Annotated in this window: 16 protein-coding genes; 14 read left to right on the top strand and 2 right to left on the bottom strand. The window is 60.9% G+C overall.

The genetic code is table 11. The features are described from left to right. Positions 1 to 6 precede the first annotated feature (6 nt). The 14 genes from AB9K35_RS01640 to AB9K35_RS01575 all read left to right on the top strand — a co-directional run bounded on the left by AB9K35_RS01640 (position 7) and on the right by AB9K35_RS01575 (position 13,547). Positions 7 to 285: a type IV secretion system protein VirB3 gene (locus tag AB9K35_RS01640; RefSeq protein ID WP_040181315.1), complete on the top strand. Its 279-nt coding sequence runs from the start codon at positions 7 to 9 to the stop codon at positions 283 to 285. Then, on the top strand, positions 275 to 2,653 hold the full coding sequence (locus AB9K35_RS01635) for a type IV secretion system protein B4 (protein ID WP_369924158.1): 2,379 nt from the start codon (positions 275 to 277) through the stop codon (positions 2,651 to 2,653). Before AB9K35_RS01640 ends, AB9K35_RS01635 begins: the two co-directional genes overlap by 11 nt. After that, on the top strand, positions 2,650 to 2,859 hold the full coding sequence (locus AB9K35_RS01630; protein ID WP_369924157.1) for a hypothetical protein: 210 nt from the start codon (positions 2,650 to 2,652) through the stop codon (positions 2,857 to 2,859). Before AB9K35_RS01635 ends, AB9K35_RS01630 begins: the two co-directional genes overlap by 4 nt. Beyond that, positions 2,856 to 3,968, top strand: a complete 1,113-nt coding sequence (locus tag AB9K35_RS01625; RefSeq protein ID WP_369924156.1) for a lytic transglycosylase domain-containing protein — start codon at positions 2,856 to 2,858, stop codon at positions 3,966 to 3,968. Before AB9K35_RS01630 ends, AB9K35_RS01625 begins: the two co-directional genes overlap by 4 nt. Continuing rightward, entirely contained in the window at positions 3,965 to 4,732 is a 768-nt protein-coding gene (locus AB9K35_RS01620) for a type IV secretion system protein (RefSeq protein WP_369924155.1), read from the top strand. Before AB9K35_RS01625 ends, AB9K35_RS01620 begins: the two co-directional genes overlap by 4 nt. An 8-nt stretch (positions 4,733 to 4,740) precedes the next feature. Beyond that, positions 4,741 to 5,166, top strand: coding sequence for a hypothetical protein (locus tag AB9K35_RS01615; RefSeq protein ID WP_369924154.1), 426 nt, complete (start codon positions 4,741 to 4,743; stop codon positions 5,164 to 5,166). Next, entirely contained in the window at positions 5,167 to 6,180 is a 1,014-nt protein-coding gene (locus tag AB9K35_RS01610) for a type IV secretion system protein (protein WP_100161461.1), read from the top strand. It begins immediately after the preceding gene. 17 nt (positions 6,181 to 6,197) lie between these two features. Continuing rightward, positions 6,198 to 6,878: a virB8 family protein gene (locus AB9K35_RS01605; protein ID WP_100161460.1), complete on the top strand. Its 681-nt coding sequence runs from the start codon at positions 6,198 to 6,200 to the stop codon at positions 6,876 to 6,878. Positions 6,879 to 6,883: 5 nt separating this feature from the next. After that, positions 6,884 to 7,606 carry a TrbG/VirB9 family P-type conjugative transfer protein gene (locus tag AB9K35_RS01600; RefSeq protein WP_071974403.1) on the top strand — a complete coding sequence of 241 codons (723 nt, stop codon included), beginning with the start codon at positions 6,884 to 6,886 and terminating at the stop codon, positions 7,604 to 7,606. A gap of 2 nt (positions 7,607 to 7,608) precedes the next feature. Beyond that, positions 7,609 to 9,036, top strand: coding sequence for a TrbI/VirB10 family protein (locus tag AB9K35_RS01595; RefSeq protein ID WP_071974404.1), 1,428 nt, complete (start codon positions 7,609 to 7,611; stop codon positions 9,034 to 9,036). Next, positions 9,033 to 10,049, top strand: coding sequence for a P-type DNA transfer ATPase VirB11 (virB11, locus tag AB9K35_RS01590; protein WP_369924153.1), 1,017 nt, complete (start codon positions 9,033 to 9,035; stop codon positions 10,047 to 10,049). Before AB9K35_RS01595 ends, virB11 begins: the two co-directional genes overlap by 4 nt. A gap of 92 nt (positions 10,050 to 10,141) precedes the next feature. Next, the gene (locus AB9K35_RS01585) at positions 10,142 to 11,224 is read left to right on the top strand and encodes an ABC-three component system protein (RefSeq protein WP_369924152.1); all 1,083 of its coding nucleotides are present in this window, start codon (positions 10,142 to 10,144) and stop codon (positions 11,222 to 11,224) included. Further along, entirely contained in the window at positions 11,212 to 11,703 is a 492-nt protein-coding gene (locus AB9K35_RS01580) for an ABC-three component system middle component 2 (RefSeq protein ID WP_017467438.1), read from the top strand. Before AB9K35_RS01585 ends, AB9K35_RS01580 begins: the two co-directional genes overlap by 13 nt. Continuing rightward, complete coding sequence (locus AB9K35_RS01575) at positions 11,700 to 13,547, top strand: hypothetical protein (RefSeq protein WP_369924151.1); 1,848 nt, start codon at positions 11,700 to 11,702, stop codon at positions 13,545 to 13,547. Before AB9K35_RS01580 ends, AB9K35_RS01575 begins: the two co-directional genes overlap by 4 nt. A gap of 15 nt (positions 13,548 to 13,562) precedes the next feature. Here the strand turns inward: AB9K35_RS01575 and AB9K35_RS01570 are convergent, their stop codons facing one another. Together AB9K35_RS01570 and AB9K35_RS01565 are read right to left on the bottom strand one after the other, a co-directional pair. Continuing rightward, positions 13,563 to 14,339, bottom strand: coding sequence for a GIY-YIG nuclease family protein (locus AB9K35_RS01570; RefSeq protein WP_369924150.1), 777 nt, complete (start codon positions 14,337 to 14,339; stop codon positions 13,563 to 13,565). Between the two features lie 112 nt (positions 14,340 to 14,451). Next, on the bottom strand, positions 14,452 to 15,852 hold the full coding sequence (locus tag AB9K35_RS01565; protein WP_369924149.1) for a hypothetical protein: 1,401 nt from the start codon (positions 15,850 to 15,852) through the stop codon (positions 14,452 to 14,454). Between the last annotated feature and the right edge of the window lie 23 nt (positions 15,853 to 15,875).

The raw sequence follows: 15,875 nt of genomic DNA, 5'->3' as shown, positions 1-15,875 counted from the left end.
AAAGCAGTGGCAGAACGATCCCCCCTTTTTCTGGGCCTCGCCCGTCCGCCCAAGTATCTGGGCCTCCCCGTCGGATACCTCGTGGTGCTGGCGACCGGGGTCGTTCTGCCGTTCATCTGGACGAAGTCGATGATCTTCTTCCTGATCGGGCTCGTCGCCTATCCGATCCTCTGGTTCGTCGCCGACCGCGAGCCACATTTCTTCGAAGTGCTGCGCGTTTCCTACGGCTCGGTGCGCCCAACGAAGAACCGCCAGCTTCACGGAGGTGACAGCTTTGGCGCTTGATGCAGGCACTCTTTCCACTCACGGAACAGCCCTGCATCAAGCGGGCGGCGGGGCGTTCGCGCGGGAGAGCTATCTCGCCGAACACCTGCCGTATTTTGCCCTCGCCGATGACGATGTCATGGTCCTGCGCGAGGGCGATCTCCTGGCGACCCTGCGCCTCGACGGGCTGAACCCGATGACCACCGAGGATGCCCGGCTCGACGCGCTCAAACGCGCGGTTGCCGCCATCGTCGCTCAGACCGGCAATGCCTTCGGCTTCTACATCCACCGGATCTCCGTGCCGCAGGATCTCGGAATGCGCCCCATCGAGGGAGACAGCTTCGCCGCCGCGATCGACGCGCGCTGGCAGGACCATGTGAAAGACCTGCGCCCGGCCAAGCGACAACTCTATCTCAGCGTCATTCGGCGGCCTGATATCTCGGCGCGCATTCCGCTTCTGCGGGCGCTGGCCCGTAAGGCCTGGGTCAAGGACCGCGCGACGCGCCTGCAGGAGCTGAACGAGGTCATGGGCTTCTTCGAGGTGGCACTTGCCTCGGCCAATCCCGTGCGGCTGACCCGCAAGGGAGGCGAATGGCTGGGCTATCTCAACACGCTGAACGCCGGCAGCTTCTCCCCGATCGCCTTCGGGCAAAGCGCCTTGCCCCTCTCACATACCTTGAGCAATTGCCGCGCGACCTTCGATGGCGACGTCGTCACCCTGACCGACGCCGTGACTGGGCGGGTCAAATACGGCGCGCTCTTTTCGATGAAGACCTACCCGGCATTAACCGATGTGACGCTGCTCGACGCGCTCGACCTGCCGCTCGACATCGTGCTGACGAACTCCTTCAGCCCGATCCCGAACAACATCATGGCCGAACGCATCCAGCGGATCATCCGCCAGATGCATGCCTCCGACGATGCCGCCGTTTCCCTGCGCGAGCAACTCGGGCAAGCCGCCGACGATCAGGAAGCTGGCCGCATCGCCTTTGGCGACCATCACCTCTCGATCGCCGTCTATGCACCAGACCGCGACACGCTCGAACGGGCCGCCGCCCAGATCAAGCGCGTGGGCCAGGAGATCATGTCGGTGATCGTGCGCGAGAATATGGCATTGAAAGCCGCCTACTTCGCGCAGTCCCCCGGCAATTTCGGCTACCGGGCCCGCAAGACACCGATCTCCTCGATCAACTTCGCGGATTTCGCGGCCCTGCATGGCAGCGTCGAAGGGCGTGGGCCCGACCAATCCCCCTGGGGCCAGACCATCTCGGTCCTGCCCACGGTCGGCACCTCAGGCTATCGCTTCAACTTCCACGAGGCGGGAAGCCCGGGCAAAGAACCCACCGTCGGCCATACGCTCGTTCTGGGGCGCACCGGCACCGGCAAGACGCTGACCACCGCCTTCCTAGCGGCTCAGGCGCAACGGGTCTGCGCGCGGCTTTTCTTCTTCGACAAGGATCGTGGCCTCGAGATGGCTGTCCGCGCCCTTGGTGGCCGCTACAACGAAATCCGCGCCGGGGTGCCTTCGGGCTTGAACCCCCTCGATACCGAAATCGACGAACGTGGCCGCGCCTGGCTCTCGGACTGGCTCGCGACGCTTCTCGCACGCAATGGAACCCTCACGGGCGAGCAGTCACGACACATCCAGAGCGCTGTCGCGCAAAATGCTCATGCCGAGGGCTCGCTCCGGCGCTTCGCGAGTTTCGAGACCCTGTTTCAGTCGCTCGATGACGATGGCGAGCTACAGTCCCGCGTCGCCGAATGGGCCCCGGGCGGCCGCTACGGCTGGGTCTTCGATGAGCCGGAACAGGGTGCCGGGCTTGAACTGGCCTCCGACATCATCGGCTTCGACATGACCGAAATCCTCGACATGACCACCGAGCGGATGGCGGTGCTCTCCTATATCTTCCGTCAGATCGAACGCGTGGTCGAGGATCGCCGCCCCACCATCATCGTGCTCGACGAGGCCTGGAAGCTTCTCGACGATCCCTACTTCGGGGCGCGGCTGGAAAACTGGCTGGTGACGCTTCGCAAGATGAACTGCGTCGTGATCATGATGACGCAGTATCCGAGCCAGTTGCGGGACAGCCGCGTCGGCAAGACCATCGTCGAGACGGTGCCGACCCAGATCCTCTTCCCGAACGATCGCGCCACGGTCTCCGATTACGACTTCCTGCGGGTGAACGCCAAGGAGGCGGCCCTTCTCATCCAGCCGACCATCGGCCAGCGCATCGCGCTTGTCCGCTCGGCGGGGGACAGCGTCTTCGTCGATGCCGATCTCTCGGCGCTCGGTGACCTCCTCCCCATCCTTGGCGGCGGCGCCACCGGCGAGGCCCGTGTGCCTGCCGATTGGCGCGCCAATCCCGATTTCTGGAGACATGTGATATGAATTTGAAACCCCTCCTCGCGCTTTGCGCCGCCGCGGGCCTTCTCGCCGCTTGCGAGAAATACACCGAGAAAACCTCGCCCTGCTTCGGACGCAATGGCGAGCCGCAGGTGACGCGGTCGGCCTTCTCCTTCTCGACCATGGGCGCACCGGTTCAGCAAGCAACCAAGCCCAACTGCGCCTTCGAGCCCCTGCCCCGTCCGGAATGAGCCGTGCCGCAATCATATCCGCCGGGCTCTGCCTCAGCCTTGGCGCCCTGCCCGCGCTAGCCCAGGGCGTGCCGACGCAGGACAATTCCGCGATCGGTCGCGCCATCGCGCGGGTGACGGCGCTGGCCGAGGATCTGGGCGTCCAGCAGGACAAGGACCGCACCGAGACCACGCTGGCGGATGTCCAGGCCGACCAGCTCCGCGTCCTCGAGGAAATGACGGCGGCCATCACCGGTCCGGGCTTCGATATCCGCGCGCTTGAGGGCAATGCGGATTTCGGGGTGGCGGCGGTCTACCCGAACACCGATCCAAGCCCCATGAACAGCCGTCTCTTCGGCGAAGGCCGTGAGACCGTCGAGATGATGATCGTCGAGGTCGCGGGCGAGTTCGCAGGCGCCCCCGGTGTGGCCCGCGCCGGTCTCTCGGCCACCCAGTGGCGCTGCCTCTTCCAGGCCCTGATCAAGCAGGAGAGCCGCTTCAACGTCGCCGCCGAAAGCCCGGTCGGCGCCTATGGCCTGACTCAGCTCATGCCCGGCACCGCCTCCGATCTCGGCGTCGACCGCTATGACGTGAAAGACAACCTCCGCGGCGGCGCGCGTTACATCACCACGCAACTGAACCGCTTCGGCAATATCCCGCACGCGCTTGCGGCCTATAACGCTGGCCCAGGCCGGGTCATCGAATATGGCGGCGTGCCGCCCTTTGCCGAGACCCAAGGCTACGTGCGCAACATCTCGAAGTTTTACAACGAATACCTCGCCGTTGTGGGCGGCGCCGATGCGCTTGGCACGCTCTCACCCTCGGACTTTGCGCTCGCCGAATATGCCAGCATCTCCGAGGCGGGTGTCTATTACGCCGCCGACAGCTCGGCCACGACCGAACAGGTCATCAATCGTCTGCGCGCGATCATCCTCCAGATCGATGCTCAGCCCAATGCCAAGGCGGCCTGGGAGCTCAACACTTACGCCAAGGCCGAGATTGGCCGCATCCTCAACCTCCGCGTCCGGCTGATGGCCGCCAACCAGCAGCGCGAGGCGGCCTACGCGCAGCACCTCGTCGCCGATCGGCTGGCCGAGCGCGACTTCATGCAGATGGGAGTTCCCGAATGAGACGATTTTTTCTGGTGACTAGCGCGGTCGTCGCGCTCGGGCTCTCTGAACCGGCCTCGGCTCAAGGCGTTCCGACTTTTGATGGTTCGCAGCTTGGCCAGCTTGTCGCGCAACTCGAGCACATGGCGGAGGACCTGAACGTCCAGATGCAGCAACTCGCCACCATGCGGCTGGAGCTTGAGACCCAGCTGTCGCAATTGACGAACCTCGAGGCGCAACTGACCTCGCTCATCGAGGGCAGCGGGCTCGGCGAACTCTTTGCCACGGTCGAAGAATTCCGCGCGCTGCGCGGCAAGTTGGTCGCGCCCCTCAATACAGCGCAATCCTTGGCGAGCGGCGATTTTTTGAGCGGCTTCAATCCCGGCGCCGAGCTTTCGGCCTCGGTCGAGCGGGTGCTTTCGGGCAGCGGCTTCACGTCGGAACGTCTGAGCACGCTCTCGGGCTCCGATGAGCCCGCCGACAACCGCATCGCCACCTCGGCCGGGGCCAGCGCCATGCTGTCGGTCGCCGCGCAGGAAAGCCACGAGGAAGCCGGACAGAGCCTCGAACGGCTCGAAACCATGGTCGGGCTCATCGACGATCAAGACGGGCTGAAGGCGGCCGTCGATCTCAACACCCGCGTCACCGCCGAGCTTGGCATCATCCTGACCCAGATCTGGCGGCTGGAAGCGGCGCAAGGCGTCAGCGCCGGCCAGCTTGGCGTCGTCGATGCCGCGACCCTCGCGGATGAGCGCAAGTTCCGCTCGATGGCGGTGGATCCATGAGGAAGTTCATGACCCACAACTTGGCGCCAATTCGGTCTCTTGGTCTCGCCGCACTTGTCGTGGCCGCCCTGCCCAGTGCCGCGCTGGCCCAGACCCCGAGCACGAAACCTTCCGGCGACACGCCCTTCAACTCGATGGCCATCGCGACGGACGAGGCCGACGCATGCCGTGTCCTGAAACCGCCTGCCGATCTGGCCGAGACCGCCTATCTCCGCAACGGCTACCGCGCAATCCTGCGCATCCTGATCGCCGAAGAAGCGCTCGCCTCGGAAACCTGCACCTGCCTGCTGGACCAATTTACCTGGGATCAGGCACTTGACGCCCTGCCCCGGTTCCAGACTTCGGACAACCCGCGCCTGCCGTTCAAGGTGCTGGATCTCTACGCCAAGGCCGATGCGCTCGAGGCGCACGTTGCGGAGGTCTGCGCAGAGTAAATGGGGGTCATTCGCGACATTCTGGGACAGGTCGACGCCGCGGTGAACACCGTGGCGCAGGACGGCTTTGTCTCTTCCGCAGCCTCGGTCGGCAACGTCATCTCGGCAGGGGCCACCCTCCTTGTCGTCCTTCTCGGGATCAACGCGGTGATGCAACTCCGCCCCTTGCCATTCGGCACCGGCTTTGCCTTCGGGATCAAGATCGCGCTCGTGGGCATATTCGCACAGAGCTGGGACAATTTCAGTGTCATCTATGGTATTGTGACGGACGTCCCCGACTCCATAGGCGCCTCGATCCTCGCGCTCACCGGCTCGGGCGACGAGGCCGGGGTTTACGAGAGCCTCGACAATATGGTCGCTCGCATCACCGCCTATGGCGATACGATCGGCGACCGCGCGGGATGGGTTTTTGGCGCGGTCCTGGGCGCGATCTTCTTCGTCCTCTCCGCTGTCTTTGCCGCTGTCACCGCCGGGATCATCGCCTTCGCCCGCATCGTCTTCGCGCTGATGATCGTGATCGCCCCCTTCATGATCGTGACCTCGCTCTTCAAGCCGACCCAATCCCTCTTCGAGGCCTGGACCCGCGCCACCATCGGCTATGCGCTTATGCCGGTCGCTGCCGCAGGCGCCGCAGGCATCATCGTCGCCATCGCCGAGGCCATAGGCGATGCCTCCGCCGATCCGGGCGATGTCGAGACCGTCAGCCTCATCCTGCCCTTCCTCGTGATCCTGATCCTCAGCGCCGGGATCATGGCCTCAGTCCCCTACATCGCCTCCAACCTCACCGGCGTCGTGGGCATTGCCTCGAATGCCGTGGGTCTGACCGGCCTCGCGCGCCAGGGCTTCGTGAACACGCGGGAATACGGCACCGGCGCAACCTCGCGCCTCGTCACCGGCAAATCGCCCCATGAGCTGAACCAGATGGCCAATGCGGGTGTGGTGAAAACCGGCGAGATGATCCGGCAAAGCCCCGGCGCGCTTCTCTCCGCCGCCAAGGCCTTCCGCAAACCCTGATGTGAAAGACGACGACTTTGACGAAGACTGTAACCAGTTCCGCAAACCACGACCGCGACGCGTTCGAGGCGGATTTCATCTACGGGCCAAGACGGCGCGAGCGCTTCGCCTGGTTCGTCGCGGCCGCAGGCGTGCTGGTCGGCGTCGCCGGCATGGTCGCGGGCGCAAGCCTCTTTCCGCTCAAGACGACAGAGACCTTCGTGGTCGTGGTCGACAAAGAAACCGGCGAGATGGACCGGGTCGCCGCCGTTCAGGCCCTGACGCTTTCCGAGAGCGATGCCATCATCCAGGCCAATCTCGTGGCCTATGTCGATGACCGCGAGACCTATGACCTGACCGACGGCGAGCAACGCATCAACTCGGTGCTCGATCGTTCGGACGGCGACGCCGCCCGCACGCTGCGCGATCTCTGGTCCTCCACCAACGAAGACTACCCGATTACCGTCTATGGGCGTGACGCCAAGATCGAGGTGGTGATCAAATCCGTGAATCAGATCGAGCGCGGCGTGGCGCAGGTGCGCTTCACCCGCACGCTGCGCCGTCCCCGCGACACCCGCACTGTCACCCGGTCCTATGTCGCCACCGTCGGCTACGACTTCCAACCCGAAACCCGCCAGCGCCTTCAGGACGTCTGGGCCAACCCCTTGGGCTTCGTGGTGACCTCCTACCGCGTCGATGCCGAGACCCTGGAGAACTGACCAGTATGAAATCCCTGCCCGCGCTCCTCCTGGCGCTTGCCCTTCCTGTTGCCGCCCTTGCCGAGGCCACGCCGCAAGGCGGCCCGCTCGATATCCGCATCCGCACCGCCGTCTATAATGAGAACCAGGTCTACCGGATCGAGACCGATCTGCGGCATTCGACCACGATTCATTTCGGGGCGGGCGAGCGGTTTGAAGCAGTGATTGTTGGCGACACCGAAAGCTTCCAGGTCGATCCGATCCCCGAGCTGGGCAACGTGCTGACCATCAAACCGCATGTGGCCAATGCCTCGACCAACATGACGGTGATCACCAACCGACGCACCTATTCGTTCCATCTGCGCGAAGGCTCGATCCCGAACCGCACCGGCATGTTCTTCGAAGTGCGCTTCCGCTACCCCGACGAGGAGCGCCGCGCGGCGGGTTCCACCCAGCCCAAGGGATTTGAGGCCCCGCGCAATTACAACTACCGCGTCTCAGGCGAAGGCGACTTCCGCCCCAGCCATATCTACGACGACGGGCGCTATACGTATTTCGTCTTCCCGGAGAACGGTCGCCAGCCTGCCTTCTTCAAGGCCGATGACCAAGGCCGTGAGCGCACTGTGAACTGGACGCAGGCAGGCAACACCGTCCGCGTGCTCGGGGTGAACACCTACTGGACGCTGCGCATCGGCGATGAGGCGATCTGCGCCTGGCGCGACGAGAGCGCGATCTACGTGAGCAACTGACCATGGCCGATCAAACCCCTCCCGACCTGCAGGACCGCCTCGATCAATTTAGCCAGCGCGGCAAATCCAAACGCCGGGGCAACAGCCTCGGGGTCGGCGCGCTCGCCGCCGCCCTCGCGCTCGGCGGCGCCGGGGTCGCGTATTTCCTCGCAACCGGGTTGCAGGAAGGTGACAGCGCGCTGGAGACCTCCGATGTCGAGACCTTTCAGGACCGCCGCCCCGGCACGGGCGGGCGGTTGGAGTTTCCGCCAGATGAGGCCGAACAACGGATCAATGACGCGCTGATCGCTGTCGAGGAGGCGCTCGACGTGCCCGCGGCCCCTGCCCCGGAGGCAAGCGCCGAGGTGCTGGCCGAGATCGCCAAGCTGCGCGAGGCACTGGCCGCCAGCCAGGCCGCCCGCAACTCGGAAATCCAATCCGCCGTTGCTGACCTGCGCGAGGCCTTCGACGAACAGAAGGCCGCACTCGAATCCATGCTGGCAGCAAAGGAGGCCGAGCTTGCCAACCTGCAACGCCAGACCGAGTCCCGTATCGCCGGGTTGCAAGCCATGCTCGATGCCGAGAGGGCGCAGCGGGAAGGGCTCGAGGCCGAGCTCGACCGCGAAGGGCTGATCGCTGACCAGCGCCTGCTCGAGGAACGCCGCAGGCAGGAAGAGGAACAGCGTCAGCGCGAGGCCGAGCGGGTTGCAGAGGAGCTTCTGACCGCGCAGATCAAATCTCCCGCCGTGGTATATGCCGACGGGCCGCGCGGCAGCGCGAGTGGCGCGGCAGTGGCCGAACCTACCGCCGCTGCTGGTGCCGGGGGGCCGGTGCTCTCAGGCAATGAGGCGTTCCTGCAGAGCGCGCGACCGCTCGAGGTGCAGGAGGCCACTCGTCTCACCCATCCCGAGCGCACGCTGACCCAAGGGTCCGTCATCCAGGCCGCGCTTCAGACCGCCATCAACAGCGATCTGCCGGGCTCCGTTGTCGCGGTCGTCTCCGAGCCGGTTCCGGCGTTCTCCGGGGACCGGGTTCTGATCCCCCGGGGTTCCCGCCTTTTTGGCCAATACCGCTCCGGCATCGAGATGCACCAGAAGCGCATCCTGATCCTCTGGACCCGCGTCCTGACCCCGGACGGCACCTCGATGGAAATCGCCGCCGTCGGCGGGGACCAGCTCGGCCGGTCGGGCCTCACCGGCCTCGTCGATACCAAGTTCGCCGAGCGCTTTGGCGGGGCGGCTCTGATTTCCGTGATCGGGGCGGCGCCTGCGGTCGCGGCCGAGAGTGCCAACAATGAAACCACCAGCATTGTCCTGGGAGATGTCGGCAGCGACCTGCAGGACGCGGTCGGGTCGGTCATCGCCGATCAGGTCTCGATCGCGCCGACGATCTATGTCGATCAGGGGGCCTCGGTCACCGTGCTCGTGGATCGGGATGTGGTGATTTATTGACCCGGACAGAAAGCCCAGCCTCCTATCTCGAGCGATATCTCGATCCGTTCCGCGACCTTCTGCGGCGCGACGACGTGGTCGAGATCGCGGTCAACCCGGACGGCAAGGTCTGGCTCGAGGTCGCGGGCGACGCCACGATGCGCCACGAAGGCCAGACCGTGGATCGCACCACCGCCCTCAACATGGCCCAGACCATCGTCGGCGACGCCAAGGCCCGCGTCTCTGAAAAGAACCCGCTCGTGTCCGGCAAGGTGGAATATGCGGGCCGCCCCCTCCGGGTCCAGGTCGCCGTGCCGCCCGCCATCGACCGCGGTGCCTCGATCACCATCCGACTTTTCGCCTCGGGCAGCGTCCGGGACTACGCCCCGGCCTATCTCTTCGGCAAGGCCGTCTCGCTCGATGCGCTCCGCGCCGAGAAGATGAAAAACATCGCCAGTCTCGCAGAAGAAAACCTCGAGGTCGCGCTGCAGACCCTCGTCGAGGCGCGGCTCAACGTCCTGATCAGCGGCGGCACCTCGACCGGCAAGACCACTTTCGCCCGCCATCTTCTGACCCATATCACTGAGCACGAACGCCTGATCACCATCGAGGACGCCTTCGAGCTATTCCCCGCCCAACCGAACACCGTCGCCCTCCTGGCCGACCGCGGAACCGGTTCGCAACGCAGCGCCAATGCCCTCCTTCAGGCCTCCCTCCGCATGCGCCCCGACCGGATCATCGTCGGTGAGTTGCGCGGGGCCGAGGCCCTGACCTATCTCGAGGCCATCAACACTGGCCATGGTGGGTCGGTCTCCACGATCCACGCCGAAACCGCGGAACTCGCCATCGACCGGCTGGCGATCATGGTGCTGCAGGCCGGCACACCGCTGACCTTCGCTGAAGTGCGGGAATATATCCGGAAATCCATCGATGTGATCGTCCAGCTCGGGCGGGCCGAGGGGAAGCGGGGGATTACGGAGTTCTATCTGCCGGGCGGAGACAAACGCCGCCCTGATCACTCTTTAGCAAGTTAGGTCCATCGCACTACAAATTGCAGATTGATCACCGAGGAACACTTGATATTGTGACAACACTTTTAGGTAGAGAAATCTGATAATTGGTCTCCATGATCGAGTTCGAATGCGCAATTAAGGAACTTCCCCACGATACGACCCTCTCCGCCGCAGGCTTTGAGGACGGCCCAAAGATCGATCCTTTAAGGCTGATCTTCACCTACGACTCCGATGAGTGGGAAACATTCGTCGATGAGTGGGTTCATTCACTGAAGGAGATCTATGCAGACGTGGTTCGCCCGACCGGTTCCGGCGACAAAGGGATCGACGTGGCGGGCTTCATGGATGCCGACTGCTTCTTGGGTGACTGGGACAACTATCAGTGCAAGCACTATGCACGACCACTTGGCTTCGCAGACATCGCGCCAGAGATCGGGAAGATTCTCTGGTACTCGTTCTGCGGCGACTACAAAGCACCAAAGGCCTGCTTCTTCATCGCCCCAAAAGGCACAACACCCACTCTCGATCTGCTTTTGGGCAATGCATCCAAGCTAAAGGAAAAAGTCATCGAAGGGTGGGAAAAATCCATTTCCAAAAGGGTGACTGACAAGCAGGTTATCGAACTTGTCGGCGACTTCTCGAAATACGTGAACAACTTCGATTTCCGTGTCTTCAAGGCTCCTGCAGCACGAAAAGTGATCGAGCAGCATGGCAAGACTCGATATCACCAAAGGCGGTTTGGTGGTGGACTTCCGCCTCGGCCGAAGTCGGAAATGCCTCCCGAGGAAGTCGAAGCCCACGAAAGGAACTACGTAGACCGGTTGCTCGAGGCCTATGCGGACCATGCCGGCGAAGCGCAGATATCCTTGTCCGAGATCACAAAGTGGAAGCCTCTCAACGACCATCTCAAACGCTCTCGTGAAGCGTTTTTTCACGCTGAATCCCTGCGTGTATTCGTTCGCGACAAAACCGAACCCGGCACATTCGAGTCGCTGCAGGATGAAATCCACGATGGCGTCGCTGACACGCATGACAAGTCGCATCCGGACGGCTACGCGAGAGTTGTCGCAGTGACGGACATGGCTCAGACCTTGGCTCTTGATGCGCATCCCCTTAATAGAGCCGCTCGGCCGGCGGACAGAAGAGGCGTTTGCCATCAACTCGCCAACGATGGAAGGCTGACATGGAAAAAGTAGACAGCCTGAACCGATCACCATTCAACGGCGCGCTTGAGACCGGGTTACGGGCGGTTATGGCCCTGCACGCAAGTTTTCCGCGGGAGCTCGACATTCAGCGGCTCACTGCTCTCGACTACTTGGTCGTCAGAACAAGTTTGCTGGATGGTCCCGAAGACCTGCATCCATCGACGCCGATCACCACACCGGTGACACAGGTTAGGAGAAAGGCGGTTTACGCGGCACTGGATCTACTCATGTCTCGCGAACTTGTTGAGCGTTCAATTACCGACCAAGGGATCTACTACCGTGCGGGGGAGTATTCCTCCTTCTTTGTTGAAGCACTGACCACATCGTACGCGCAGCGCTTGCTCGATCGTGCCAAATGGGTCGCCCAGTACTTCGAAGAGTACAATGAAACTCAATTCGACACGTTGATGTCTGAGCTCTTGGATGACTGGGTCGCCGAATTCCAAGACGAATTCACAGGTTCCGAATGACCTATCGAGGGATTCAAATCGAAAGCCTTGCTTTCCATGGCCCCGATAAAGTACCGGCCATTGTCACATTCAACGCAGGCTTGAATGTTATCTATGGTGCATCGGATACCGGGAAATCCTTCATCGTTGAAACCATCGACTTCATGCTTGGTGCGAAGGGTCCACTAACCGACTTCAAAGAATCCAATGGGTATGACCGCATTCTTTTGGCGGTTTCATCTGGTGATGAGAACTTCACCATTGCCCGAAGCATGTCTGGAGGGGCATTCGAGGTCTTTGATGGTCTGTTTTCCGATACCCTGCCCGATGGGCCGGGCCGAGCATTGGGTGATGTTCACAGCGCAAAAGACACTGAGAATCTGTCGGCGTTTCTGCTGGATAAAATCGGACTGTCCGACAGGAAAATAAAGAAAAACCAAAAAGATGAAACTCAGAACCTGAGCTTCAGGAATCTCGCTCGCCTGTGCATCGTCAACGAGGAAGAGATCATCCAGAAGAGGTCGCCGCTTTCGGATGGCAATTATACCGCCGACACAGCAAACACGTCTGTGTTCAGATTGTTGCTAACTGGGCTCGACGATTCCGCTTTGACAGCAATCTCTCAGAAATCTCCGGAAGAGCAGAAGCGAGAAGCGCAGCTTGAGCTACTAGATCAGCTAATAGGCGGCACGGAACGGCGTATTAAGGATCTCTCCGGCAACAAGGACGACCTGGAAGCGCAGGAAGACCGCCTTTCTGCAGCCATGGAAGAGCGCTCGAACCAGCTTTCCGTTACTGAGGAATATTACAAGCGCATATCCACTGACCGCCGCAGTTTAATGAAACGCCGCGAAGACAACCGAAATCGCCACGCCGAAGTCGCAACGCTTCTAGTGCGCTTCCAACTTCTGAGAGAACATTACCGGTCGGATATGGAACGCCTTTTGAGCATTCAGGAGGCGGGCAGCATTATCGCAACGATCGATGCCAATGTTTGCCCAGTTTGTGGTTCGTCCGCCAAATATCACAAGACCGACGTTTGTGCAGGTGATGTGTCTCGCGTGACTTCTGCAGCAACATCTGAAATCAAGAAAATCGACCGCCGGGCCGGGGAGTTGGAAGAGACGATCGCCTCTTTAGAAAAGGAACAACGTCGGCTTGAAGGCGCTTTGCCGGGTATTGAGGCAAGACTTCGAGAACGGGAAACTGAACTGCAGCAAGTAATTGCCCCTGATCTCCGAAAACAACGAGCTTCCTACAAGGAACTTGCAGACAAAGGTGCGAATGTCCGAGAAGCCTTGGGGCTGTTCGACACGATGCAGGATCTACTGGCACGCAAATCACAATTAGAACAGGTGGGTAGTTCATCGGGAGAGACCACCACTTCAGTATCTCGCCTTACCGACACCATGGTGGCGCCTTTCTCCGAGTTGGTCGAAAAAACTTTGAAAAGCTGGGCCTTTCCGGGAAGCGACCGCGTGCATTTCGATTTGCAGGTCAAAGACCTGGTGATCTCAGGGAAGGCCCGCACATCATACGGAAAGGGACTCCGAGCGATCACTCAAGCTGCTTTTTCGATCTCACTTCTTGAATTCTGCGCGTCACAAGACAAACCGCACCCTGGGTTTGTCATCCTCGACTCGCCGTTATTGTCGTACAAAGAACCAGAAAGCGCCGACGATGACCTGAGTGCCACCAATCTGAACGGAAACTTCTATCGATATCTCCTGCAACTGAAGTCTGATCGGCAAGTGATTGTTGTCGAGAACACAGACCCCCCATCGGATGTCGAGTTGGGCGACCGCGTCGAACATTTTTCAGGCATGGAGGACGAAGGTCGATTTGGATTGTTCCCCGTGTCATAGAGGAGCTTGGCAAAACTACCCAATCTTGTCACCCGTTTCAGCTTCATACCACTCGGCAACACGCTGACACAGCAACCCGACGAAGACATCAAAAATGAGGGGCTCGGTCGCGCCGTCAGGAAGGAAGGAGGGATGGGCGTTTTCATCCATCGTCCAGGTGCCAATGATTTCCCCATCCTTGGTAATCACCGATCCATCCTCACAGAGGTTGATCTTAAATCGCAACGGTTGGCTCAGCGAAACGCCATAGGCCTGCACCAACTCAGCCGCTTCCTCCTCGGCCCACACGACCGGCTCAAGTGCGATTTCCGGTTGCCTTGGCGACTTGCGTTCTGTCTTCCGACGGGTCTTTTTGACCGCCCATGGCGGCTCGGAATTTTGCGCAGCGACGTCGATTTGGCGTCGCAGGTTCTCGGGGTCAAATGCCCCGCAGTCGCTCTTTTGATCTTGGAATACTGCGGCGCTGCCGACCACCTGCGGCATTCGGGACAAGCTCTTGGCGATGCTCGGGAGGGATGTGTTGAAGCGGGGTGCGTAGGTACGGATCGCCGTGCTTTCTAATTCGTCCATCTCGTCCGGAGAGCAAGGTGCAAAAGCAATCGACCACGGCAGTTTCGTGTCCGCTACCCTGTGGTAATGGTTGCCCAAGCTTTCGATCGAGCGCCTGACCAAGTCCCAGGATTGCCCGACATAGACGATCTCACCCGCGCAGCCGATCAGGTATATCCCAGACGAAAAGCGCCTCGTGGCAAGAAGTCGATCGAAATCTTGATGCCGACTTCTCAAGAACACCTGACGTTTCCATAGATGGTAGAGAGCGCTGCTTTTCATTTGGATTGAGAGATGATGGTCATTACTGAAAAATGGGAATGCGGTGTTTGTTTCGCAATCTATAGCGTGCCACCTATCTCAGCTCCGCCCTCACAAGCCCGGCAAATCCGCCCTCCTTGAAATTACCACTTCTGGCCAGACTCGGAAAATCTGGCAGCCTTTCCAGTTCAACCGAGGGAAGGAATATTGTCGCGGAACAGGCTGGCAACTTCGCGCATCGCGCCTCAAAGTACATCTTGGATAGTGCGCGAGCCACAGCATAGGCACCAGCCAGGTCGATTTTGGAAACGCGGGTTCGGTTAATCGGCATCAAACTACCCTTTTGAACAGTAGGCCCGACCTCGAAATAGATCAGTTGGCCGACCACCCCGAGACGGATAACGTTGCACCTATTCCCTCGTGAAATCGAGACCATCGGTACGAGATCACGCAGCCAAACCTTGTTCTGATCGCACCACTCCAGGGCTCGTTTCAGCATCAGTACACCGCCAATCTGCTCCTTCCAGATTGGGCAAAGGTGCTGAAACCCCGCGAATCGAACACATGGATCGTCTCTCGCATCGTTCGGCACTAGGTCTCCTTCGTATGTCACCCGAGGAGACCACAACGCCTCTTCGAGCCGAGGGGCATCCTCCATGCCGATGTGGAGGCCTTCCACGGAGACCTTCGTCGTCGGGGATATCTCCCGATAGCGCGCCTTCATCAGGCTAACCTGCGGAAGCTCCCGTGTGGTCTGCTCGAAGAGGGATGGCGTGTTGGGCCTGAAGATGGTCTCAGCGACGCTGCGCGGTGCGTCCGCGTTGATATCGTGATCAACCAGCCAACGGAACGGAGTCCCAAGCTCCATAGGATCATCGCGCATTAGCGAAAGGTGCGGCAAACCTTTCTTCAGCGCGGCCCGGATCTCGCGAGTGTCCTGCTGCTCAGCCCCCATCACCTGTCCCATTACCGTCTGGCGATCGTGGTCGCTTTGGCGTGTCCGCAACGCAGCTTCTATTCGCTCACGTTCTTCCACTGGCAACTGGCGTCGGTGATAGGTGATGGAAACATCAACATCACCGTAGTCGTCCCGCTCCTGCAAGGCGCTGCCAAATAGCTTCAAGGTGATACGTTGCAGACGATCAGGGTCCGAATTGATGATCTTCGCACGGTTTATCAGCTCTAGGACTGTAGCATTGACCTTTTCAGGATCGATACGTTTTCGCTTCTTTTCCAAGGCCAGCCGATTGCCATTTGGCGTAAGTGTCCAGAATAGGAGCTGTCCTCGGACATCCGAGGGTTCAATGTAGCCAGCCACGGCCAACGCCCGTAGAATCTCATCAGCACGAAGCGCGTCGCAGTCAAACGTGCGAATGACTTCTTCCAGACCAATTCCACCACCAGGCGCCGAGGACCGAAGAACCAAGCGAGCTTCGTCCAAAGAGACACCTTCGATCGGATCGTGCTTTGGATTTTCCGCGGCCTCAACTCTCAAAACAAACTACCTTCCAGACCAAA

The sequence above is a fragment of the Leisingera sp. XS_AS12 genome (genome assembly GCF_041224635.1).
GTDB lineage: Bacteria > Pseudomonadota > Alphaproteobacteria > Rhodobacterales > Rhodobacteraceae > Leisingera.
The sequence above is the reverse complement of the archived record's forward strand: the minus strand, read 5'-3'. Positions and strand labels throughout refer to the sequence as shown.

What these genes read in the sequence shown, in the direction of transcription:
- AB9K35_RS01630 (WP_369924157.1), top strand. Translation starts at nt 2,650, where the DNA reads ATGAATTTGAAACCCCTCCTCGCGCTTTGCGCCGCCGCGGGCCTTCTC.
- AB9K35_RS01625 (WP_369924156.1), top strand. Translation starts at nt 2,856, where the DNA reads ATGAGCCGTGCCGCAATCATATCCGCCGGGCTCTGCCTCAGCCTTGGC.
- AB9K35_RS01620 (WP_369924155.1), top strand. Translation starts at nt 3,965, where the DNA reads ATGAGACGATTTTTTCTGGTGACTAGCGCGGTCGTCGCGCTCGGGCTC.
- AB9K35_RS01615 (WP_369924154.1), top strand. Translation starts at nt 4,741, where the DNA reads ATGACCCACAACTTGGCGCCAATTCGGTCTCTTGGTCTCGCCGCACTT.
- AB9K35_RS01610 (WP_100161461.1), top strand. Translation starts at nt 5,167, where the DNA reads ATGGGGGTCATTCGCGACATTCTGGGACAGGTCGACGCCGCGGTGAAC.
- AB9K35_RS01600 (WP_071974403.1), top strand. Translation starts at nt 6,884, where the DNA reads ATGAAATCCCTGCCCGCGCTCCTCCTGGCGCTTGCCCTTCCTGTTGCC.
- AB9K35_RS01595 (WP_071974404.1), top strand. Translation starts at nt 7,609, where the DNA reads ATGGCCGATCAAACCCCTCCCGACCTGCAGGACCGCCTCGATCAATTT.
- AB9K35_RS01585 (WP_369924152.1), top strand. Translation starts at nt 10,142, where the DNA reads ATGATCGAGTTCGAATGCGCAATTAAGGAACTTCCCCACGATACGACC.
- AB9K35_RS01580 (WP_017467438.1), top strand. Translation starts at nt 11,212, where the DNA reads ATGGAAAAAGTAGACAGCCTGAACCGATCACCATTCAACGGCGCGCTT.
- AB9K35_RS01575 (WP_369924151.1), top strand. Translation starts at nt 11,700, where the DNA reads ATGACCTATCGAGGGATTCAAATCGAAAGCCTTGCTTTCCATGGCCCC.